The organism is Paenibacillus sp. GD4, from assembly GCF_030846225.1.
Classification (GTDB): Bacteria; Bacillota; Bacilli; order Paenibacillales; family NBRC-103111; genus Paenibacillus_G; species Paenibacillus_G silviterrae.
In genome coordinates this window covers 2,456,472-2,476,939 of the sequence record NZ_JAVCYK010000001.1, presented here as the reverse complement: position 1 = coordinate 2,476,939, position 20,468 = coordinate 2,456,472, and the positions used below count along the sequence as shown (strand labels likewise).

At 54.7% G+C, this 20,468-nt stretch carries 21 protein-coding genes; 20 read left to right on the top strand and 1 reads right to left on the bottom strand.

Annotated features, from left to right (window positions below; genetic code table 11):
- Positions 1 to 814 precede the first annotated feature (814 nt).
- The 13 genes from RAC89_RS11680 to RAC89_RS11620 all read left to right on the top strand — a co-directional run bounded on the left by RAC89_RS11680 (position 815) and on the right by RAC89_RS11620 (position 15,301).
- Positions 815 to 1,354, top strand: coding sequence for a glycerol-3-phosphate responsive antiterminator (locus RAC89_RS11680; protein WP_306613639.1), 540 nt, complete (start codon positions 815 to 817; stop codon positions 1,352 to 1,354).
- 59 nt (positions 1,355 to 1,413) lie between these two features.
- On the top strand, positions 1,414 to 2,313 hold the full coding sequence (locus RAC89_RS11675; RefSeq protein ID WP_306613637.1) for an HAD-IIA family hydrolase: 900 nt from the start codon (positions 1,414 to 1,416) through the stop codon (positions 2,311 to 2,313).
- A gap of 78 nt (positions 2,314 to 2,391) precedes the next feature.
- Positions 2,392 to 3,228, top strand: coding sequence for a metallophosphoesterase family protein (locus RAC89_RS11670; RefSeq protein ID WP_306613634.1), 837 nt, complete (start codon positions 2,392 to 2,394; stop codon positions 3,226 to 3,228).
- A 15-nt stretch (positions 3,229 to 3,243) separates the two neighbouring features.
- Entirely contained in the window at positions 3,244 to 4,317 is a 1,074-nt protein-coding gene (locus RAC89_RS11665) for an ABC transporter ATP-binding protein (protein ID WP_306613632.1), read from the top strand.
- The gene (locus RAC89_RS11660) at positions 4,317 to 5,189 is read left to right on the top strand and encodes a carbohydrate ABC transporter permease (RefSeq protein WP_306613630.1); all 873 of its coding nucleotides are present in this window, start codon (positions 4,317 to 4,319) and stop codon (positions 5,187 to 5,189) included. The genes RAC89_RS11665 and RAC89_RS11660 overlap by 1 nt, the downstream gene beginning before the upstream one ends.
- Positions 5,190 to 5,203: 14 nt before the next feature.
- On the top strand, positions 5,204 to 6,031 hold the full coding sequence (locus RAC89_RS11655) for a carbohydrate ABC transporter permease (RefSeq protein ID WP_284642955.1): 828 nt from the start codon (positions 5,204 to 5,206) through the stop codon (positions 6,029 to 6,031).
- A 35-nt stretch (positions 6,032 to 6,066) separates the two neighbouring features.
- Positions 6,067 to 7,392: an ABC transporter substrate-binding protein gene (locus RAC89_RS11650; RefSeq protein ID WP_306613627.1), complete on the top strand. Its 1,326-nt coding sequence runs from the start codon at positions 6,067 to 6,069 to the stop codon at positions 7,390 to 7,392.
- 231 nt (positions 7,393 to 7,623) lie between these two features.
- Complete coding sequence (locus tag RAC89_RS11645; RefSeq protein ID WP_306613625.1) at positions 7,624 to 8,916, top strand: hypothetical protein; 1,293 nt, start codon at positions 7,624 to 7,626, stop codon at positions 8,914 to 8,916.
- Positions 8,917 to 9,039: 123 nt separating this feature from the next.
- Complete coding sequence (locus RAC89_RS11640) at positions 9,040 to 10,479, top strand: HD-GYP domain-containing protein (RefSeq protein WP_306613623.1); 1,440 nt, start codon at positions 9,040 to 9,042, stop codon at positions 10,477 to 10,479.
- Positions 10,480 to 10,621: 142 nt separating this feature from the next.
- On the top strand, positions 10,622 to 12,943 hold the full coding sequence (locus RAC89_RS11635; protein WP_306613621.1) for an ATP-dependent DNA helicase: 2,322 nt from the start codon (positions 10,622 to 10,624) through the stop codon (positions 12,941 to 12,943).
- A 114-nt stretch (positions 12,944 to 13,057) separates the two neighbouring features.
- Complete coding sequence (locus RAC89_RS11630) at positions 13,058 to 14,413, top strand: dicarboxylate/amino acid:cation symporter (RefSeq protein WP_306613619.1); 1,356 nt, start codon at positions 13,058 to 13,060, stop codon at positions 14,411 to 14,413.
- 389 nt (positions 14,414 to 14,802) lie between these two features.
- Positions 14,803 to 15,003: a cold-shock protein gene (locus RAC89_RS11625; protein WP_284642949.1), complete on the top strand. Its 201-nt coding sequence runs from the start codon at positions 14,803 to 14,805 to the stop codon at positions 15,001 to 15,003.
- A 106-nt stretch (positions 15,004 to 15,109) separates the two neighbouring features.
- A complete protein-coding gene (locus RAC89_RS11620) occupies positions 15,110 to 15,301 on the top strand; it encodes a cold-shock protein (RefSeq protein ID WP_284642948.1) in 192 nt (63 codons plus the stop codon).
- A 52-nt stretch (positions 15,302 to 15,353) separates the two neighbouring features.
- On the opposite strand, the gene RAC89_RS11615 is transcribed toward RAC89_RS11620, so the two are convergent.
- On the bottom strand, positions 15,354 to 15,692 hold the full coding sequence (locus RAC89_RS11615) for a DUF2568 domain-containing protein (protein WP_306613615.1): 339 nt from the start codon (positions 15,690 to 15,692) through the stop codon (positions 15,354 to 15,356).
- 80 nt (positions 15,693 to 15,772) lie between these two features.
- Between RAC89_RS11615 and RAC89_RS11610 the strand changes: the two genes are divergently transcribed.
- The 7 genes from RAC89_RS11610 (at position 15,773) to RAC89_RS11580 (ending at position 20,449) form a co-directional block, all read left to right on the top strand.
- Positions 15,773 to 16,501 carry an MBL fold metallo-hydrolase gene (locus tag RAC89_RS11610; protein ID WP_306613613.1) on the top strand — a complete coding sequence of 243 codons (729 nt, stop codon included), beginning with the start codon at positions 15,773 to 15,775 and terminating at the stop codon, positions 16,499 to 16,501.
- On the top strand, positions 16,494 to 17,063 hold the full coding sequence (locus RAC89_RS11605) for a TetR/AcrR family transcriptional regulator (protein ID WP_306613611.1): 570 nt from the start codon (positions 16,494 to 16,496) through the stop codon (positions 17,061 to 17,063). Before RAC89_RS11610 ends, RAC89_RS11605 begins: the two co-directional genes overlap by 8 nt.
- 133 nt (positions 17,064 to 17,196) lie before the next feature.
- Positions 17,197 to 17,613 (top strand): c-type cytochrome, encoded by a 417-nt coding sequence (locus RAC89_RS11600; RefSeq protein WP_306613609.1) that lies wholly within the window; start codon positions 17,197 to 17,199, stop codon positions 17,611 to 17,613.
- A gap of 152 nt (positions 17,614 to 17,765) precedes the next feature.
- Positions 17,766 to 18,557: a delta-lactam-biosynthetic de-N-acetylase gene (gene pdaA / locus RAC89_RS11595; RefSeq protein WP_306613607.1), complete on the top strand. Its 792-nt coding sequence runs from the start codon at positions 17,766 to 17,768 to the stop codon at positions 18,555 to 18,557.
- Positions 18,558 to 18,575: 18 nt separating this feature from the next.
- Positions 18,576 to 18,713 (top strand): hypothetical protein, encoded by a 138-nt coding sequence (locus RAC89_RS11590; protein WP_306613604.1) that lies wholly within the window; start codon positions 18,576 to 18,578, stop codon positions 18,711 to 18,713.
- 21 nt (positions 18,714 to 18,734) lie between these two features.
- Positions 18,735 to 19,499, top strand: a complete 765-nt coding sequence (locus RAC89_RS11585; RefSeq protein ID WP_306613602.1) for a GNAT family N-acetyltransferase — start codon at positions 18,735 to 18,737, stop codon at positions 19,497 to 19,499.
- Positions 19,500 to 19,621: 122 nt separating this feature from the next.
- Positions 19,622 to 20,449 carry a DUF4097 family beta strand repeat-containing protein gene (locus tag RAC89_RS11580; RefSeq protein WP_306613600.1) on the top strand — a complete coding sequence of 276 codons (828 nt, stop codon included), beginning with the start codon at positions 19,622 to 19,624 and terminating at the stop codon, positions 20,447 to 20,449.
- The last annotated feature ends 19 nt before the right edge of the window (positions 20,450 to 20,468 follow it).

Here is a 20,468-nt window from a genome sequence, read left to right as displayed (position 1 = left end):
CGAATTCGTCTTGCTCTCCACCTTCTGTGAGATTCGTGTGCCCCATTCTGTAAATAGTTGTCAGGCCTCTCCCTCTTTTTACTCTATTTCAAGTTCAATTCTTTCCATTGACTGGCGTTTTTCGGTCTCAGTCGCGTTTCTCCGTCAGAAAACTCTTCCCTTTTTCTTAGTCACCCTTCGACCGAGCTCTGAATCGATTGTCCGATACGCGCTGCCCCATGATCCTCCATCCCTGCCTCTCGACTCTATTCCTCAGTCGATCTTGGGCTCGGACCCCGAGAATTTTTGATCCACGTTCTCCTCACGTTCCACCGCCTCCTTTGGCAGCCTCCGTAGCTTCTTCATCATCTATGGGGCGTTTCCCCTCTGAACCAATCGTTGCGCGGAATCCAACAGAATGATAATAAGGGTCTTTTTCTTATGAAGCGATTTTGTTGGTTTAAAGAGTTCTGTTTATTTATCTTTTGGTTCTTTGGTGTTATGCGGATAAATAGAAACGTACTTGTTAACTATTAGAATGAATCAAATGTTTAATGTCTAATTATGGATATATAATAAAGCAATCGGATTTAACTATTTGTTATAAATATCTCTTGTAAGCGGGTTCGGATCGCTGTTTCTGGTTCGACTATTTACGACAAAAAACCTAATAAAATGTTAATTAATTCGACAGAAGCTGCAAGCTTCTTTCCAGCTTTCCACCTTAATAGGAATTTAACATGTGGTTGATACTGCGAAAATATTTATCCTCTACTCTATGACTAGTACCGCAAGTACAAAGGATTCCTAGAACACCGGAAAAGAGGACGTAGTCATGACCGCAGCATATCCTATCATCGCGTCCATTACCGAGCCCGACCAAGTCGCTAAAGCATTGGCCAGCAAGGTGGAGCGGGTGAATCTTATGACAGGGAACATTACGAATCTAAAGCAAATTATCGCTCAGCTGCACGAAGCAGGGAAGAAGGCGTTCGTTCACATCGAGATGGTGAACGGGCTTGGACGGGACGCTTCTTCCATACAATACTTGGCAGAAGTGTTCAAGGCTGACGGCATCGTCACGACCAAGAGCAACGCGGTCGCTGCGGCAAAGCAGGTCGGGATCTGCAGCATCCAGCGAATTTTCTCCATCGATTCCGCAGCGGTGGAAACCGCCATTCGTATGGTGAAGGCCAGCGGCCCCGACGAGGTTGAGCTCATGCCGGGACTGATGCCGCGGGTGATCCGGGATGTGAAGGAACGGATCAAGCAGCCTTTAATCGTAGGCGGGCTGATCCGTCACGAGGAGGAAATCCGGCTGGCTGTGAAGAGCGGCGCCGATTTCGTTTCGATTGGCGACAGCCGGTTTTGGTAACCGATTCAACTGCATATTTACAGCCTCCGGGTGGAGCCGATGAGAAAACCCAGTGGTCAGTGAAATCAACATACCTTATCTTCGTCAAGGGTGATTTTTCTGCTGCTGGTTTTTTTGTTGCCAAATATCGATGGTGGGGAGAAGACAAGGTGGAGATGACAGCTTATGACGGGTACTGCTTCGACTTAGACGGAACCATTTACCTGGAGGGTCGACTGCTTCCGGATGTACGGCCGGTGCTGTCGGAGCTGCGCAGGCGGAGCAAGGGTGTGATGTTCCTTACCAATACCTCGATCTGGACAAGGCAGGACTGCAAGCGGCGTCTGGAAGCATTGGGTATCGCGTGTGAGATCCATGAAATCATGTCCGCTGCGTATGCCGCAGGGCAATACCTTAAGGAGAGTGCCCCTGATGCCAAGGTGCTGCTGATAGCCGAATCGGCGATGGGCATCGAATTGCGTGAAGCCGGCATTGGTATGACGCAGGATCCCCTGCTCGCAACCCACGTCCTGGTGGGGATGGACCGCGCTTTCACCTATGAGAAGCTTCATCAAGGAATGAAGGCCGTTCGGCACGGCGCCAAGCTGATGGCGGCCAATCCCGACCCGTGCTGCCCGGTAATAGATGATCTGATTCCCGACACGGGGGCCTTGTTGAAGGCGCTGGAGACGGCAAGCCAGGCCGAAATGGTAACGGTTATCGGCAAGCCCAACCCCTATATGGCGCACAAGGCCTTACAGAAGCTGGGTATCCCAGCAGAGCGCTGCCTCATGATAGGAGACAGGCTCGAAACAGACATACTCCTCGGTCGGAACAGCGGCATGAAGACGGCCCTTGTTCTCACCGGCATTGCCACTCAGGCAGATATAGCAGCATTTCAAATTACACCCGATTATGTGCTGAAGACATTGGGCGAGCTGATCGGGCCGGGAAAGCAGGTGATGCACGCCAAGCTTTAACGGAAGGCTGTAGATCGTACATCGTGCAGGACAGGCAATCGTAACCAAATTTCAAAAAAATAACGGAGGCGATGGGTCATGCGTTTGGTGCTCATGGGAGATTTTCATTTTTCATCAATGGAGAATGGAACAGAAGAGATGAAGGCGGCAAGAGACCGCGTATATGCGGAGCTGCTGGACCGGTTTCTTGACATGGAGGGGGATTATCACATCTCCTTAGGCGATCTGACACACGAGGGCTTGCCGGAGGAGTTCGAGTATGTGTTCGGCAGAATGAACCGCAGCGAGCGTCATTTCATCCATGTGCTCGGCAATCATGATACGTACTCCATACCGAAGACCGACATCCTCGCCATCACCGGACAAGAGCGCTGCCGGGCCATTGAGACGGAAGAGGCCGTGCTTATCTTTCTTGATTCTACCAAGGAAATGAATAAGGAATGCTGGGGCGGCGAAATGGACCTGGATCAGCTGGAATGGCTGGAGGAGCAGCTGGTGAAGTCCGGCGAGAAGCCGGCTTTGGTATTCGCCCATCATCCGGTGTACGGAACAACCACGCGTTCAACCATGGATAAGCTGTCGATCCATCCGAGCATTGATATGAAGGCCGTGCTGCATAAGAAAAAAGGCCCCGGCTTCTACTTCTGCGGGCACAACCATGCCAATTCGATCGTTCGCCAGGAGGGCTGGCATTATATCATGACCGCGGCCTGTCTGGACTACCCTGCTTATCGTACGGTCCATGTCGAGAACGGACACGTGTCCGTGGAGATGGTGCCGATCGGCCATCCGGAGCTGGCAGAGCAGATTGCCCGCTTTCACAGAAATATGAAGGGCTTCACGCCTTCAGAGGATTTCCTCGGCGTCGAGACCGATTGGCGCTTACAGATCAACCTGCTTGAATCCGTGAAATAACAGGAGGGAGCTTCCTTGGCGCAAATCGTGCTGAAACACATTGAGAAGAGCTTTGGGCAAGAAAGTGTAGTAAAGGATTTGAACCTGACCATCGAGGATGGCTCGTTCACGGTGCTGGTCGGACCTTCCGGCTGCGGTAAATCGACCACGCTTCGGATGATTGCAGGGCTCGAGAAGCAGACGGGCGGCGAAATCTGGATCGGAGACCGCTGTGTCAATCAGGTGGAGCCGGGCAAGCGTAACGTCGCCATGGTATTCCAGAATTATGCGCTCTACCCGATGATGACCGTGAAGGAGAACATTGAGTTCGGTTTGGTGAACCGCAAGGTGCCGAAGCCGGAAAGGGAGCGTCTCATCAAGGACATTACGGAGATCGTAGGTTTGACGGAGTACCTCCATAAGAAGCCGCAATCGTTATCCGGAGGGCAGCGTCAGCGCGTAGCCTTGGCCAGAGCGATGGTGAAAAGTCCCGCTGTGTTCTTGATGGATGAGCCGCTCTCCAATCTGGACGCCAAGCTCAGGAACCAGATGAGGACGGAGCTGATCCAGCTGCATAAGCGGCTCGGGGCCACATTCGTCTATGTGACGCACGATCAAGTCGAAGCCATGTCGATGGGAGACCGCATCGTCATTATGGACAGGGGGCAGGTGCAGCAGGCGGACAGTCCGATGAACATCTACGAGGATCCGGCGAACCGCTTTACGGCGCAGTTTATCGGATCGCCTCCGATGAATCTGCTCTCCAGCACGGATCTGACGGACCTGCGGCTCCGGGGCGTCCGGGAGCGCATGTTCGTCGGCTTCCGTCCGGAGAAGGCAACCTTCGCCACGGAATACCGGGAAGGCGAGCTGCAAATTCCGGCACGTATCGTCACAAGAGAGACGCTGGGGGCGGAGATCATCTATCAGCTCGAATCCAAGGCGGGAACCTTCTATGTGAAGACCTTCCTGAAGCCGCTGGAGTCAACCGCTGAGGTTCTCGTTTCCGTTGCGTATGAAGATCTTTACTACTTCTACGAGAACGGACAGCGAAGCCGGAGCGTGGAGCTGGTGGAGGAGCCTAGACTGCTCGCGGGAGGCTTGGTCTAATGCTTCTCTGGAACCGGCTTCGTCCTTACGCCATGGTAGCGCCGTCCATCATCATTTTCTCCATCTTCTTTATTTATCCGATCTTCTACATGATCTACCTGAGTCTGCACTCTTGGGATTTCGTCAGTCCCGAGAAGGACTTCGTGGGCTTTGATAATTTCGTGGAGCTGTTCGAGACGAAGCAGTTCCGGCAGGTGCTGAACAACTCGCTCAACTATACCCTTCTCACCGTATCGCTGACGACGATCCTTTCGCTGTTCCTGGCGTTATGGCTGAACCGCAAGGGGTTTTTCTACGGCATCGTTCAGGGAGCGATCTTCAGCCCGCATATCATTTCGCTCGTATCCGTGTCGCTCGTCTGGATGTGGCTGATGGACCCGCAGTTCGGCCTGCTCAACTGGCTGCTGGAGGTGGTCGGCCTGCCGAAGCTGGAGTGGCTGAGCCATCCGAGCAGCTCGCTGCTTTCGCTAGTGATCGTAGCCGTATGGAAGGGCGTGGGCTTCAACACGCTGGTGTTCATCGCGGGGCTGCAGAGCATCCCGAAGGATATGTACGAAGCGGCCGCGCTCGACGAGTCGGGCCCGCTTCGCACCTTCTATAAGATCACCCTGCCGATGCTGTCGCCGACACTGTTCTTTCTGGTGATCATCAATATGATCGGCTCGTTTCAGGTGTTCGAGACGATCGCGATCATGACGCAGGGCGGTCCGGTCAATTCGACCAATACGCTGGTGTATTACATTTACCAGTACGGCTTCCGCTTCTTCAAAATCGGCTATGCCTCCGCCGCAGGCGTTATCCTGCTCGTCGTCGTGGGGCTGCTGACGCTTGTCTACTTCAAGCTGCTGAGCCGTAAAGTTCATTACCGTTAGGAGGCCCCGAGAGCATGCCAATCGCCAGACCTTTAATCAAGTCCTTGAATGTACTCGGGCTGCTGCTGCTTGTAGCGGTGTTCGCGATCCCTTTTGTCTGGATGATCACGACCTCCGTCAAGTCCTTCAGTGAGACTGTCATTTTTCCGCCCAAATGGATTCCCGCAACGTTTCACTGGGAAAATTTCGCCATTGCCTGGAATTCGGGGCCTTTTCTTTCCTATTTCTTCAACAGCGTGCTTGTCTCTATCGGCATTCTGATTCTGCAGTTCGGCACGATTGTTTTCGCTTCGTATGCCTTCGCGAGGTACCGCTTCAAGGGGGACCGCGTGCTCTTCGGCATCACAATGATCACCCTGATGATTCCGAGCCAGCTCATCTTTCTGCCGGTGTACCTGCTGATGAGCAAGTGGGGGCTGCTGAATACGCTATGGGCGCTCATTCTTCCCTTTTCCTCCAGCGCCTTCGGCATTTTCCTCCTAAGGCAATCGTTCCTGCAGGTGCAGGAGGAGCTTCTGGAGGCGGCAAGGCTGGATGATGCCACCGAGTGGAAAATCATCTGGAAGATCATGCTTCCTATGGCCCGGCCGACGCTGGTGACCTTCGCATTGTTCAGCTTCATCGCGCATTGGAACGATTATTTCTGGCCGCTGGTCATGACGACCACGGATGCGGCCCGGACGCTGCCCATCGGCATTTCCAAAATCCGCGAGGTGGACGGAGGCACTGCTTGGCACATTCTGATGGCCGGCAACATGATTCTGGTGCTTCCGATTCTTGTGGTGTTCTTCCTGGCACAGCGGCAGATCATTAAGGCTTTCGTGTATACAGGCGTGAAGTAACAGCTAATACAATAACCGAGTGGAGGACTTTCTCAATGAAAACAGCAGTAAAAGCAGTTGCAGCAGCATCCCTTGCCATTTCAATGACGGCATGCGCCGGAGGAGGCACCCAAGCGACGAACGGGGCCGCTCCCGCGTCATCTTCATCCCAGGGCGGCACGACAGGTGCGGCGAAGCAGAAAATCGAGATCAACTATTGGTACTCCTGGGGCGATAAGATCGGTGAGAACAACGAGAACCTGGTCAAAATGTTCAACGAATCGCAAAACGAGATTGTGGTGAAGGCCCACTACCAGGGCAACTACGACGAGCAGCACTCCAAGGCGCAGGCCGCCTTTGCCGCAGGCAATGCACCGGAGGTTTGGCAAAATGAGATCGCCTCGATCGGCGTCTTCGCCAAGGCGGGAATGACGGAGGATTTGCTGCCGTTCGTGAAGCGGGACAACATGGATATGAACGATTTTATCCCGGGCTTAATGGGGAACTCCTATGTGGACGGCAAGCTTTACGGACTGCCGTATTTGCGAAGCACGCCAATCCTGTACTTCAATCGCACGATGCTGAAGGAAGCGGGGCTGGATCCGAACGGGCCGAAGAACTGGAAGGAATTCGAGGAGTTCGCGCGCAAGCTGACGGTGGACGGGAAGCGCGTGGGAATTACAATGCCGCCGGACATCTGGTACTATGAAGCCTTCGTGGCCCAAAGCGGCGGCAAAATGATCAGCGAGGACGGCAAAAAGGCGGAGTTCAACTCCGAGGCGGGTCTCGAGCCGGTAAGAATGATTCTCAAGATGAAGAATGAGGGCATCATGAAGGTTCCTACAACGGACGATGCAGGCAACCTGGCGAAGCTGGACTTCCAAAACCAGCGCTCCGGAATGCTGTTCTCCTCGACGGCGGACTTGACGAAGCAAATGCAGGTTGCCAAGGATGCGGGCTTCGAGCTGGGCACAAGCTTCATGCCGGCCAATAAGAGCTACGGCGTGCCTACGGGCGGCTGTAATCTGGTCATGTCGGCGAAGCTGTCCAAAGAGAAGCAGGATGCCGCTTGGAAGTTCATCAAGTGGATGACGGCTAAGGAGCAAACGATCTATGCCAGCTCCTTCACAGGGTATCTCCCGAGCCGGGTCAGCGCCGTGAACAGCGACGAGATGAAAAAGCTGTACGCGGAGAAGCCGCTCTTCAAAGTGGCGGTCGACCAGCTGGAATATGCCAGACCGCGTCCGATGCTGAAGGTGTATCCGGAGATTGCCAAGATTATCAAAGACCAGATCGCCTTGTCGGTAGTAGACCCGTCGGTAACGGCGGAGAAGGCCATTGCAGAGGCCGGTGCGAAGGCGGATAAGCTGTTGAACAAGTAAAGCGCAGTACAAAGAGAGCCGTTGTCCCAAGCCTATTCGATAGGAGGGGAGCGGCTTTTCCTCGTATGTAAGGCTAACGGCCATCACTATGCATCCACCCCCGCTGCCTCCTACAAGCAAATCAAATGATTATTAACATCCTTGGCAAGCAGGCGTATAATCAAGTGGATTGCGGACCCGGACATTTGCTTTCAATCAATCAACCAGACTGGGCCCGAGGAAGGGATACGCATGCTGAGAATCATTTTCTTCTATGTGCCGATGGGCACCTCTGCGCTGCTGGCGGCGCTTACGCATGTCATTATTAACGGTGTGCTGGCCCGTTCGCCGCATCCGGATATCACGATCAGCAGCTATGCCGTTGCGCTTAGTTTATCGTTTCTGCTGGACCTGCCGATGAATATTGTCCGTCAGGCCTCCAGCAAATTTGCCAAGGACCGCACATCCTTCGGAACGGTGGCGAGGTTGACGGGAGTGGTCGTAGTCATCTTGCTTACTATCAGCGTGGTCATCGGATGGACGCCGCTCGGAGCCATGCTGTTTCATTATGTTTTCGGCGTGAAGGAGCATTTGGTGGTGCCGACGGTTCAGGTCTATCAGGTGCTGGCCTTCCTCTATGTGCTGACCGCGTTGCGAAGCTTGTTTCAGGGGGTCATTATCAACCAGCTGCGCACCGGCTGGATGACAGTGGGTATGGCGGTGCGCGTCGGCCTGATGTTCGCCATGTCATGGTATTTTATTCACGTCGGCTGGACGGATGACGGCCGGATCGGAGCGTGGATCTTCGTGGTCGGCGTGGCGATTGAGTGCGTGGTGGCTGTTGCCGAAGGACTGTCTCTTCGCCGCGCGCTTCCTGAGAAGCGAGAGGAGACGGTGACGCGGATTCCTCAGGTACTGCCCTTTTACCTGCCGTTGCTGTACTCCTCCCTGTTCCTGGTGCTGCTGAATCCTTCCATTCAGGCGGCCCTGAATATGACGCAGGACCCGACCTTAGCGGTCGCAGCGTATGCGGTCGCGATTCAGCTGGCCAACATGGTCGCGTGGTTCTGCGCATCCGTACATCAGATCGTGCTGCAGTTCTATGCGGAGCAGCGAAAAAACGTGCTGATCGTCGTCACGGCGCTATCCGTGTTGTCCCCCAGCCTGCTTATAACCGTCTCGTCCCCTGCAGGAGGCTGGCTGCTCGAGGGCGTGCTCGGCTTGCATGGGCCGCTGCTGGCTGAAGTGAAGGTGCTGCTGCGATATTTGGCTGTGCAGAGCTGCCTGTTCCCGTGGATTGATTTCATTGCCGGCAAGTGCATGCTGATAGGAAAAACCAAGTCGATCATGGCCAGCAAAATCGCCTCGGTCGGCTGCTCGCTCCTTCTGCTGGCGGTTTGCGTCTATACGCTGCCAGGCTTAAACGGAGGCATAGCTGGGCTGGTCACAGCCGTAGTAGCGCCTCTCGAGCTGCTGGTGCTGTACCTGTGGTACCGCCGGATGGAAAGAAAGGCCGCGCAAGAGACGAAAGCGGTTTCCGCCTAAAAATTTTACGGAGCCATTCGACATTTTTTTAGAGGCTTCCTTGGAATTTTATGTTATGATGGAGCTGATATTAGCAGAGGTTCAGCCAACAGTCATAATTATAGAAGAACGGGGAATTGCACTATGAGATATCGCAGTTTGATCGGCCCTTTGGCGGCTATCGTATTGCCATATGTTTTGTTCGAAGTTATGCGAAGAACCTCCGGCTTCGACTATCAGATGAACACGCCTAAGGGGCATTTCTACATTGTCAGCGCGGTTGCCCTCTTAGCGGGTGCTGTCGCTGCGGCAGTGGGGATTGCCGGAAGAAGGCTGCGCAATATCAAGGTCACATTCTTATCTTTAGCTTTCGTTTCGCTGGGCGGACTGTTTGCGGTCCACGGCATGGCTACGCCGGGATTTATTCATCATCAGGGAATGCTGTCCGGGGTTGCGGCGCCGCTAAGCGTCATTTTTGCAACCGTATGGCTCTGGCTGTCCGCTTTGCCTACCGACCATCCGATTGTCAGTTGTTTGTCCCGCTTTGAGAAATGGCTCTTGCCTGTATGGACAAGCCTCGTGATCGCCATAGGTGTAACCGGAATGCTAGTTCCGACGTACCTGGATTTTATTCCGCTGACCATCCGTCCGTTTAACTACCTTGTCTCGGTATTTACGGTAGTTCTGAACGCGTTTACGCTGTATCGCTACTATAGCTCTTATTTATATTCCAGGTTTCCGCTGCAGATTGCCATTGTGTACAGCTGCGGCTGGCTCATTGATTCCCAGCTGATCATGGTACTGGGAGAGAGATGGATGCTGAGCTGGTGGGTATATCACTTCCTGCTGCTGGCGGCCGTCATCGGCATGGTGGTCGGCATACACCGCCAGTATGCGGCGAATCAGTCGCTGGTCGGCATCTTCCGGGCCTTGTTCACGACGGAGCCCGTAGAGAGGATCACCAGCTGTATCTCCCCGAGCATCAAGGCCTTGATGATCGCAACGGAGAAGAAGGACACCTATACCGCCGGCCATAACTTCCGCGTAGCGCTGTATGCCCTGCAGCTGGGAGAAGAGCTGGGGCTGCCGCCGGATCAGCTGCGTGCTCTTGCGCAGGGGACGATTATCCACGATGTAGGCAAGATCGATATCCCCGACACGATCCTGAACAAGCCCGGCCGGTTGACCCCCGACGAGCGGCTCGTGATCGAGCAGCATCCCATGAAGGGCTACGAGATTTGCCGTGAGCTCGGCTTCATGAAGGAGGAGCTGGAGATCATCCGTTTCCACCATGAAAAATGGGACGGCACCGGCTACCCCGACCGCCTCACAGGAGAGCAGATACCGCTCCTTGCCCGGATCGTGGCGGTAGCGGATGTGTATGACGCGCTGACCTCGCATCGTGCGTATCGCAAGGCGATGACGCATGATGAGGCGATGACGTTTATTACAGCCAATCAAGGCAGTCATTTCTGCCGGCAATGTGTCGCCGCTTGGGAGCGGGTTTGTGACCGCAATCCGGCCAAGTATCCTTTTACGGTCCAGTTCCCCGAGGAGCAGCCGAAGCTGAAGCTTGCCACATAACCGAACCGTTCTGCTTACCGCCATTTTGGTGGGCAGGACGGTTTTTTGCGTAGGGGCCGAATGCCGTTCTCAGAGCAAGGAAAGCTGGCAACGGAACGCATTCATGGTATAATAGAACAAATGTTTGTGTCGGAGGCGGATCATGTCGGTTACGGTCAAGGTGTCGGTTCGTGCCCTAGTGGAATATGTGTATCGCAGCGGAAGCATTGACGACGGGTTTCGGACGCTGACGACGCTGCAGGAAGGAACGAAGGTGCATCAGCTGGTGCAGCAGGACTACGAGGAGCACGACCGGAAGGAGGTCCCGATGGAAGGGGGCATCTCCTTCGAGGAGCTGCATATCGTGATGGACGGGCGCTGCGACGGACTGCTTCTGCTGGATGGGGCGCTCACCGTGGAGGAGATTAAATCAACCAGAGGCGAATTAGCCTTCATCGAGGAGGACAGCTATCCTGTCCACTGGGCCCAAGCGCAGTGTTATGCGTTTATGCATGTCAGGCAGGAAGGGCTGGAGCGGATGCAGGTGAGGCTGACTTATGTGCAGGTGGATACGCAGGAGCGGAAGCATTATCTGCGCACGTATACGCTCACTGAGCTGGAAGCGGTCATGAGGCATTTGGCGGCGGGGTATGCGCCCTACGCCAGGCTCCAGCTGCGGCATGCGGAGCAGCGGGGGAGCAGCTGCAGGGAACTGCGCTTCCCCTTCGACGCATACCGGCAGGGACAGCGGAAGCTGGCGGGGGCGGTGTATAAATCGATCGCGGACAGGCAGCGGCTCTTCGCCAAGGCGCCTACCGGGACGGGGAAGACGATCTCGACCTTGTTCCCTGCTGTAAAGGCTATCGGGGAGGGCGAGCTGCAGCGGTTTTATTATTTGACCGCCAAGACGATCACCCGGACGGCTGCCGAGGAAGCCTTTGAGCGGATGAGCTCACAGGGTCTGCATCTTTGGTCGGCGACGATTACGGCGAAGGAGAAGATCTGCTTTCAAGAGGAGCTGCGGTGCCGGAAGGAGCACTGCGAGTTCGCCGACGGCTACTATGACCGGATTAATGAGGCAGTGCTCGATGTGCTGACGCAGGAAACCCGGCTGACCCGCGAGGTGTTCGAGCGGTACGCAAGGAAGCATCGCGTGTGTCCCTTTGAGTTCTCGCTCGATACGGCTTACTTGGCGGATGCCGTCATCTGTGACTATAACTACATCTTCGATCCGCGGGTATCGCTGAAGCGGCAGTATGAGGAGCAGAAGCGGGAGACCGCCCTGCTCGTAGACGAGGCGCATAACCTAGTGGACCGGGGACGGGATATGTTCTCGGCGGAGCTGTCGAAGGCTCCGTTCCTGCAGCTGAGCCGCGAGCATAAGCGCAGTCTGCCCTCACTGGCTGCGGCGGCGAAGGCCGTCAATGACTTCTTCCTCTCGCTGCGCAAGAGCTACCCCTCCGATCAGCGCAGCGTCGTGCAGGAGGCTTGCCCGGAAGCGCTGCATCCTCACGTGGAAGCCTTCGCGGCTGAGGCCGAGAAGACGCTGGCCGGTATGCCGCCAGGCGGAGGTGAGGCGGCGCAGCTGCTACTCGACACTTATTTTGCCGCGCAGAGCTTCCTCCGTATCGCCGGCTATTACAGCGAGGCCTACATCACCTATGCGGAGCTCGGCAAAAGCGATGTCCGTCTGAAGCTGCTGTGTCTGGACCCTTCCGGCTTGCTGCGGCAGATGACGAAGGGCTACCGGTCTCAGGTGTTCTTCTCCGCTACGCTGTCGCCGCTCCCCTACTTCCGGGAGATGTTAGGAGGCGAGGCGGATGACTACGTGATGTCGATCCCTTCGCCCTTTCGCAAGGAGCAGCTGGATGTCCGCCTGCTGCCTGTGTCTACACGGTATCGGGACCGGGCTGCGACAAAAGGGATCATTGCGGCAGCCCTTCATCAGCTGCTGCAAGAGCATTCGGGAAATGTGCTGGTATTCTTCCCCTCCTATGAGTATATGAGAGAGGTGCTGGAGACATGGATGGAGACGGAGGCGCCGCAGCGGGCCCGTATATTGGTGCAGCAGAGCGGGATGAACGAGGAGGAGCGGGAAGCGTTTCTCGCGTCTTTTCAATCGGACGATGAACGATCCACCGTCGGCTTTGCCGTGATGGGGGGCATCTTCTCCGAAGGCATTGATCTTACGGGGGACCGGCTTACGGGAGTGGTGGTTGTCGGCGTAGGCCTTCCCCAGATCGGGCTGGAGCGGGAGATTATGAAGGAGTATTTTGACCGGACGGGAAGAAACGGCTTTGATTACGCCTATGTCTATCCCGGTATGAATAAGGTGCTTCAGGCAGGGGGAAGGCTCATTCGTACGGAGAAGGACAGAGGGACGCTGCTGCTGGTAGACGACCGCTTCCTGCAGGCCAAATACCGGCAGCTGCTGCCGGAGGAATGGAAGCCTGCAAAAGAACTTTCTGTCACTCGTGGGAGGTAATGTCATATAATTTTCACAATTTCATAAAAATGTATTGACAGAGTGGGCAGGGAGGCCTTACTCTAGCAATAATCCGAGTAACACCATGGGATTTTAAGGGGAGGAATGACATCCGTGAAGAATAACTTATTAACAGCCTTTCAAACCAACTGGGTCAGCTTGCTGGTCTCCATCGCCGTCATCGCGATACTGGTTTTGCTTGCCCGGAAGCGCGTCAGCTTCGGTACGCGTGTCTTTATCGCAATGGGGCTTGGTCTCCTTGCGGGCATCGCTTTTAACACATTTAAGCTGGAATACAAAAGTGTCAGCACGATCGGGACGATTTATGTCAATTTGATCAAAATGCTGGTTATGCCGTTGGTTTTTGTACTGGTCATCAACAGTATCTCGTCGTTAACAAGTATGACTCATCTTCGCAAGCTCGGAGTGAAGACGATTTTATGGTTTTTGGGCACAACGGGGGTAGCGGCAATTATCGGCCTGCTCGTCGCGCTGGCCGTCGACCCGGGGAACGGGATTCAGGCTGCGGTGCCGAAGGATTTTAAAGCCAGAGAAATTCCGACGTTCTCTCAGGTAATTCTTGATCTGGTGCCGTCCAATCCGATTGGCGACATGGCCGGAGGCAAAGTGGTTCCGGTGCTGATCTTCGCCATCTTCGTAGCGGTCGCGATTGTACATATCAATTCGCGCAAGCCGGAGGCGGTGGAGCCGGTGAAGACGCTGCTGAAATCGGCTACGGAAGTGCTTCATCAGGTGGTCAAGTATGTGATCCGCTTGACGCCATACGGTGTGTACGCACTGATTGGGGCTATGGCTGCCCGGTACGGTCTCGAAACCCTCACGCCGCTGGCCAAGGTCATTATTGCTTCGTACATTGCACTGATACTTCATTTTGTATTTGTGTTCGGCGGACTGGTATCCTTCGTGGCTAAGGTCAATCCGATCAAGTTCTTTAAGAAGGCTTACCCGACGATAGCGGTTGCGTTCACTACGCGAAGCAGCTATGCAACGCTTCCGGTCAATCTGGAGGTTATTACGAAGCGCCTTCGCGTATCGCCGAGAATTGCCAGCTTCGTTGCGCCGCTGGGAGCTTCCATGAACTTCAACGGCTGCGGCGGCGTATGGCCGGCCATCGTAGCGGTGTTCGTTGCCCGCGTGTATAACATTCCGCTTGATTTTACCGATTACATCGTGCTGGTGCTCGTAAGTGTGATCTCCTCCATCGGTGTGGCGGGTGTCCCTGGGCCTGCGGCTATCTCCACAACCGTCGTGCTAACGGCCATGGGCCTTCCTCTGGAGGGAATGGGCCTGGTGCTTGGCGTCGAGGCGTTGATCGATATGGGTCGTACCGCGGTGAACGCGACGGGCACTACCGTAACCTCGCTGGTTGTAGCGAACTCGGAAGGCGAATTCGATCGGGCTTCGTTTGACCGGGATGAGGAAGATGAGCTGGAGCTTGCCGGCGCATAAGGAGAATCGCTCTGCTCTGCGGTGAATTGAGGCCGTGGAGCAGGGCGTTTTTTTCATTTGGTTGATCCCTGTTTGCGTACAATGAAGCTGCTTCAGCCTCTGGAGCGGGCATCTGACGATGGCTTATGATAGGGTGCATGTAAGCGTTTTTGGTAAATGTTGTACCGGTTGTGCGGATACTGCAGTTCCGGGGTTCTCCAGGCAATAAATCCGCTCGCAGAAATTTGCTTTTCTTCCTGTCCTGTGGTACGATGTTTCTAGTGATAAATATGAACCCAATTCACATAATGAAAAAGGTGTCATTTTACCATCAATGGAACTTTTTTCAATGTGTGAATTTTTTTTGTAAAAAAGGATCATATTAATAAAAATTGTTGGAGGTTCAACACATGCAAACAGGTACAGTGAAATGGTTTAACGCAGAGAAAGGCTTTGGCTTCATCGAGGTAGAAGGCGGCAGCGACGTATTCGTACACTTCAGCGCGATCCAAGGCGATGGCTTCAAGACTTTGGACGAAGGCCAACGCGTTCAATTCAATGTGGTTCAAGGCAACCGCGGACCGCAAGCTGAGAACGTTGTAAAGCTGTAAGCTGAACACAGTTCGATACGGATAAACTGCTCTTAACCCTAACGTTAGGAGCAGTTTTTCTTTTTTGCCTCAGAAGCCACTACAAACACCAGAGGGGGACGAACGAATGTACCGTAAAAAGCCTATTGAAGAGGTAGCGCAAGAGAACACATCAATTTGGTCTTGTACGAAGGATAGCTGCAAGGGTTGGATGCGAAATAATTTTGCGTTTGAGGCAGAACCGGTTTGCAGGATATGCTCCTCCCCCATGGTGCAGGATATGAGAATGCTGCCCATGTTGACGAATCGAATGAGCTGATTCTCGGGGTTAGGCCGGACCGGGTGCGATATGCACCCGGTCTTTTTTGGCGTTACTGCCCCCAGAGGTGCATGAGCAGACGATTGATGAGGAACGCTGCTCCATACAGCAGAGCAAGTCGGGGCAAACCGGCGGCATACAGCGCTGCCGCACCTGAGCCGAAGGCAACCAGCTCCAGCAGCAGATGGAGCCCCCCGTGCAGGGGATAGGCGGCATTCGGCGACCCAAACATGCCCCAAAGCACAGCGAGCGCCAAAGGAGAGCCTAGCCCAAGCCCCAAGCGGAGCAGGAAGCCTTGCCCGGTATGAAACCCCCAATAGCCTAAGGCTGCGAGGGCGCAGAGCTCCAGAAGAAACCGGATAGCTAAGTTCGTATACTGTAACAGAATCAAAATGAATTCCTCCCTTTACAAAACTAATGTTATTAGTTTATTATGGGTATATATTAGTTTATTGAGAGGGGAATGACAAGGTGAAAATTACGAAATATCGCCAGTTGTCACAGATTTCTTTTATGCCGCGGCTGTTTCCGGTTAATGTATATTTGGTGGAGGAAGAAGACGAGCTTACTCTTATCGATGCCGGACTGCCTTACAGCCATAAGGGAATTTTGCAAGCCGCCGCACAAATAGGAAAGCCTGTTACCCGCATCCTTCTTACTCATGCCCACGACGATCATGTAGGAGCGCTGGATCGATTAATGGCGGCACTTCCAGGGGTCGAGCTGGCGATATCGGAGAGGGATGCCCGGCTGATGGCCGGGGACCGGTCGCTGGACGCAGGGGAGGCCCAAACGCCGATTCGCGGCGGAGTGCCTGCGAGCTTGAAGGCGCGGCCGACCCGGCTGCTTCAGGAAGGAGAACGGGTGGGCTCGCTGGAGGCTGTAGGCTGTCCTGGCCATACGCCGGGACATATGGCATACTTGGATACACGAAGCCGTGCTTTAATCGCCGGCGATGCCTTCCAGGTTCGCGGCGGCATTGCCGTTGCAGGGACGCTCAAGCCGCTGTTTCCCTTTCCGGCGTTCGGTACTTGGCACCGGGGTACGGCAGTGGCAAGCGCCAAGAAGCTGCTCGCGCTGAATCCGAGCTGTCTGGCGGTCGGTCACGGCCGGCTGGTGCTGGATCCTGCAGCTGTCATAAAGAAGGCGATTGAAGAAGCGGAAACAGATTTGAGCAAAGGGGGCGAACGTCGTGGCTAGAGCCGGTTTGGACCGGGAAACGATTATTCGGGCGGCGGCTCGCATCGCGGAGTCGGAGGGGCTGGAGAAAGTAACCCTGGCCTCTATTGCAGCCGAGTTGAATGTAAAAACCCCCTCTTTATATAATCACGTGGAGGGCCTTCCGGGCGTACGGCAAGGGTTAGCCATCTTCGGCATCCGCCAGCTTGGGGAACGGCTGGGGAAGGCGGCTATGGGGAAGGCCGGAGACGACGCGATAAAGGATGTGGGCTTTGCTTACGTAGCCTTTGTGCGTGAGCACCCGGCCTTGTATGAAGCGACCATGACGGCCCCGGACTTTGACGATCCTGTGATCATGCAGGCCTCGGGTGAAGTGGTAGAGATACTGCTGCGTGTCCTGGCCTATTATCAGTTGGAAGGGGAAGAGGCACTGCATATCGTAAGGGGGCTGCGCAGCTTGACGCACGGTTATGCGTCGCTGGAGCTCAAGCAAGGGTTCCGGATGGAGCTGAGCAAGGACGAGAGCTTCCGCAAGCTGATGGATTTGTTCATTCGCGGTTTGCATGCCTCGCTGACGAAATAAAATTTTAGTCAAGTTTCCATATGCTGTATTGTCAGGGCCCATACGGCAAAGTATGATAAGCATGTAATTGATATGTGTCAAAGCTGTGTCAACAGCCAGACACCCAAGAAGAATTATGAGGGGGCAATCATTCATGCGTCATCCATTGCGGTATGCAGCACTGGCTGCGGTAGTAGTAGCGGCTCTCGCCGTATCCGGCTGCGGTTCGAAGGCCGAGGAGCAAAAGCCGGCAGCAGCCCCGACAGCCACTCAGCCGGCAGGGCAGCAGAATTCAGCGCCTGCGAGCTCAACGCCTGCAAGCACAACACCGGCAGCTTCAACAGTCAATGCAGAGTCTTTAGTGAAAGCCAACTGCATAGCGTGCCACGGCGACACTCTTGACGGCAAGGGTGCGGAGAAGAAAAACCTGACTAAGGTCGGCGCCAGACTGAGTAAGGATCAGATCGCAGCCAAGATTACGAATGGCGGCGGGGGCATGACGGCATTTAAAGACAAGCTGAAGGACAACGAAATCAGCGCCATTGCTGAATGGCTTGCAGCGAAGAAGTAAGCTTTCGGACGAACACTACGGGCCTCGATCGAGTAGATCGGGGTCTTTTTGCTATAACCGGTAATTTCCTGTTGTTCCCTAACATAACTTTCCGCTCCCGGGAGAACCATGGTACATAGGTAAAACTATGTGCTCAAGGAGTGATGGACAACGTGAAACGGTTAGTTGCCTTAACAGCTATCGCAGCGGTTCTTCTCAGCGGCGGAGCAGGGGAGTCGGCTGCTTACGCTGCAAGCGGAGAGCCTGCTTACCATTTCGGCTTTAAGAAAAGCAAAAACGGCGAGCTCCCGTCGATCGCTCAGGAGCGTTTCAATGACGCGGTACAGAAGAACGGAGCGATCTTCCTCGGGGACACCGCCAAGAAGGAGCTGTACCTTACGTTTGATAACGGCTATGAGAACGGGTATACCTCAAAGATTCTGGATGTGCTGAAGGAGAAGCAGGTGCCGGCAATCTTCTTTGTTACCGGCCACTACATTAAGGATCAGCCGGAGCTGCTCAAGCGGATGGTCAGCGAGGGGCATTTGATCGGAAACCACTCCTGGAGTCATCCTGATATGTCCCAGCTGGCTCAGCAGCAGATTAGGGAGGAGCTCGACAAGGTCAAGACAGAGGTAGAGAAGGTTACGGGCCAGCAGGAAATGGCGTATTTGCGGCCGCCGCGTGGTATTTTTAACAGCAGAACGCTTACGGTCAGCAAGGATTTGGGCTATACTTCGGTGTTCTGGTCCGTCGCTTACAAGGATTGGGATGTGAAAGCACAGAAGGGCTCGGATTATGCCTATAAACAGGTAATGGCTCAGCTGCATCCCGGCGCGGTCATTCTTCTGCACTCGGTGTCTAAGGATAACACGGAGGCGCTGGGGAAAATCATCGATGACGCGAAGGCGAAAGGGTACGAGTTTAAAAGCTTGAAGGAGCTGCAGGTTAAGCAGTATCAATAGCAGCAGGAGGATTGGGCCATGGCGATGCAGTATCGTCATGGCTTTTTGGTATTCGGTTCGCTCGCTTCGCTTGGCGGAAGAGGTTCCATTTTATCAGAGCCACAGCTTCGGAAACATGCTACAATCAAGGATAAAACAATGGAAAATAGTGACTAGTTTAGAGGAGCTGCTATCAATATGAGTAGGGACAGGACCATGAACCGAATTCGCAATTATGAGGAACGGCTGCTAAACGCATGGCCGACTCTTCAGACCTTTAGTCTGGAGGGCTGGCAGCTACGGTACGGCATGGGCTACTCCAAGCGGGCCAATTCGGTGCAGCCGCTGTATTGGGCTGGGGATCTTGCTCTTGAGGCTGCCATGGATCAGGTCGAGGGCTTCTACCGGCAGAGGGGGCTTCCCGTTATCTATAAGATTACTGAAGCGTCCGAGCCGAAGGGACTGGATGCCGTATTGGCTGACCGGGGCTACGAGCAGGTGGATCTGGTAAGTGTGCAGACTGCAAGGCTTGAAGAGCTTCCGCTGCCGCGGCATTCCGATGTCGTGATTGAAACCGGGCTGACGGAGGCATGGCTCGAATCGTTTTGCCGAATGAACCCGAGCCATGCGCGGCACCGGGATTCGATCAAAGTGCTGTTCCGGCAGCATTTGCTGCCTTGCGGCTATGCGGCTATACGGCTGGAGAACCGGACGGTCGCCTGCGGACTGGCGGTTCTTCAAGGAAGCGGCGTCGGCATCTTCGACATCGTGGCGGATCCGGATTACCGCAGACAGGGCTTGGGCGAATCGCTGCTCCTCCACCTCCTTGGGTGGGCTAAGGGGCAGGGAGCGCAGGAGGCTTACCTGCAGGTACTGGCGGACAATACGGCAGCACGGAGACTGTATGCCAAGCTGGGCTTTCAGGAGGCTTATCAGCAGTGGTACCGGGTGAAATCCAGCTGAGGCCGGCACCTCTAGCAGCAGCCCCCTTTTTTTGTGACCCCGTCATATGACCGATGGCACTAAGTAGCCGTGACGTTTTCTTAGTAGAGTGGAAGCAAGAAAACGGCAATGGGGGAACAGCAATGAATAAGCTGGGGATGACGCTGGTTATGGTATTGCTTTTGCTAATGGCAGGTGGGCTCTTGTGGCAGAAGGGCTGGACGGGCGAAGCGGCCCGGGTAATGGATCAGTCTTCGCAGCTGAGTGCGGAGGGGGTTACCCGCATATCGATATCGTCTCCGACGATCGATGTGATCTGGAGGCAAGGGTCGGATGACCGGATTGGCCTTCGGCTGTACGGAAGCATTAAGGAGGAGCAAAGCCGCTGGTTTCGGGTGGAGAAGCAGGTGGTCCAAGGAGAGCTGCAAATTCAAGTGCTGGACGAACGAGGGTGGTCCCTAGGCTTCTACAGCAGCCCCGATCTGGAGGTTACCTTGCCTAAAACGACATTTGAGCAGCTAAGGACCGTGACCCGATCAGGCGATGTGACGGCGGAAGACATGATAACGGGGAAGTTCGAGATCCAAACTCACAAAGGGGATGTGGAGCTGGACGGCCTTATTGCGGAAGCGCTGAAGGTGGAGACGGATTCAGGCGATGTGCGGCTCCGGCGGGTAGAGGGCAAGGTGGACGTGCAGACGGCTGCCGGAGATGTGGAGCTGCTTGCCGCCGACCTGAAGCAATCGATGAATGTCAAGACGGCAAGCGGCGATGTGACCGTGAAGCTTATTACCACTCCGTCGGCGTTACAGCTGGATCTGGAATCGGCATCCGGGGATGCGGTCCAGCGGCTGAAGGGGCTGCTTTTTACGGAGAATACCAAGTATCGCATTCTCGGAGGCATCTCTACAGGCGGACCGACCCTGCGTCTTTCCTCGACTAAGGGTGATATTACGGTGCAAGAGGACTAGAATGATGGAAAAAGGAGGC

Coding starts and splice junctions, on each gene's coding strand:
- RAC89_RS11680 (WP_306613639.1), top strand. CDS start 815: ATGACCGCAGCATATCCTATCATCGCGTCCATTACCGAGCCCGACCAA.
- RAC89_RS11670 (WP_306613634.1), top strand. CDS start 2,392: ATGCGTTTGGTGCTCATGGGAGATTTTCATTTTTCATCAATGGAGAAT.
- RAC89_RS11660 (WP_306613630.1), top strand. CDS start 4,317: ATGCTTCTCTGGAACCGGCTTCGTCCTTACGCCATGGTAGCGCCGTCC.
- RAC89_RS11655 (WP_284642955.1), top strand. CDS start 5,204: ATGCCAATCGCCAGACCTTTAATCAAGTCCTTGAATGTACTCGGGCTG.
- RAC89_RS11650 (WP_306613627.1), top strand. CDS start 6,067: ATGAAAACAGCAGTAAAAGCAGTTGCAGCAGCATCCCTTGCCATTTCA.
- RAC89_RS11645 (WP_306613625.1), top strand. CDS start 7,624: ATGCTGAGAATCATTTTCTTCTATGTGCCGATGGGCACCTCTGCGCTG.
- RAC89_RS11640 (WP_306613623.1), top strand. CDS start 9,040: ATGAGATATCGCAGTTTGATCGGCCCTTTGGCGGCTATCGTATTGCCA.
- RAC89_RS11635 (WP_306613621.1), top strand. CDS start 10,622: ATGTCGGTTACGGTCAAGGTGTCGGTTCGTGCCCTAGTGGAATATGTG.
- RAC89_RS11625 (WP_284642949.1), top strand. CDS start 14,803: ATGCAAACAGGTACAGTGAAATGGTTTAACGCAGAGAAAGGCTTTGGC.
- RAC89_RS11620 (WP_284642948.1), top strand. CDS start 15,110: ATGTACCGTAAAAAGCCTATTGAAGAGGTAGCGCAAGAGAACACATCA.
- RAC89_RS11600 (WP_306613609.1), top strand. CDS start 17,197: ATGCGTCATCCATTGCGGTATGCAGCACTGGCTGCGGTAGTAGTAGCG.
- RAC89_RS11590 (WP_306613604.1), top strand. CDS start 18,576: ATGGCGATGCAGTATCGTCATGGCTTTTTGGTATTCGGTTCGCTCGCT.
- RAC89_RS11585 (WP_306613602.1), top strand. CDS start 18,735: ATGAGTAGGGACAGGACCATGAACCGAATTCGCAATTATGAGGAACGG.
- RAC89_RS11580 (WP_306613600.1), top strand. CDS start 19,622: ATGAATAAGCTGGGGATGACGCTGGTTATGGTATTGCTTTTGCTAATG.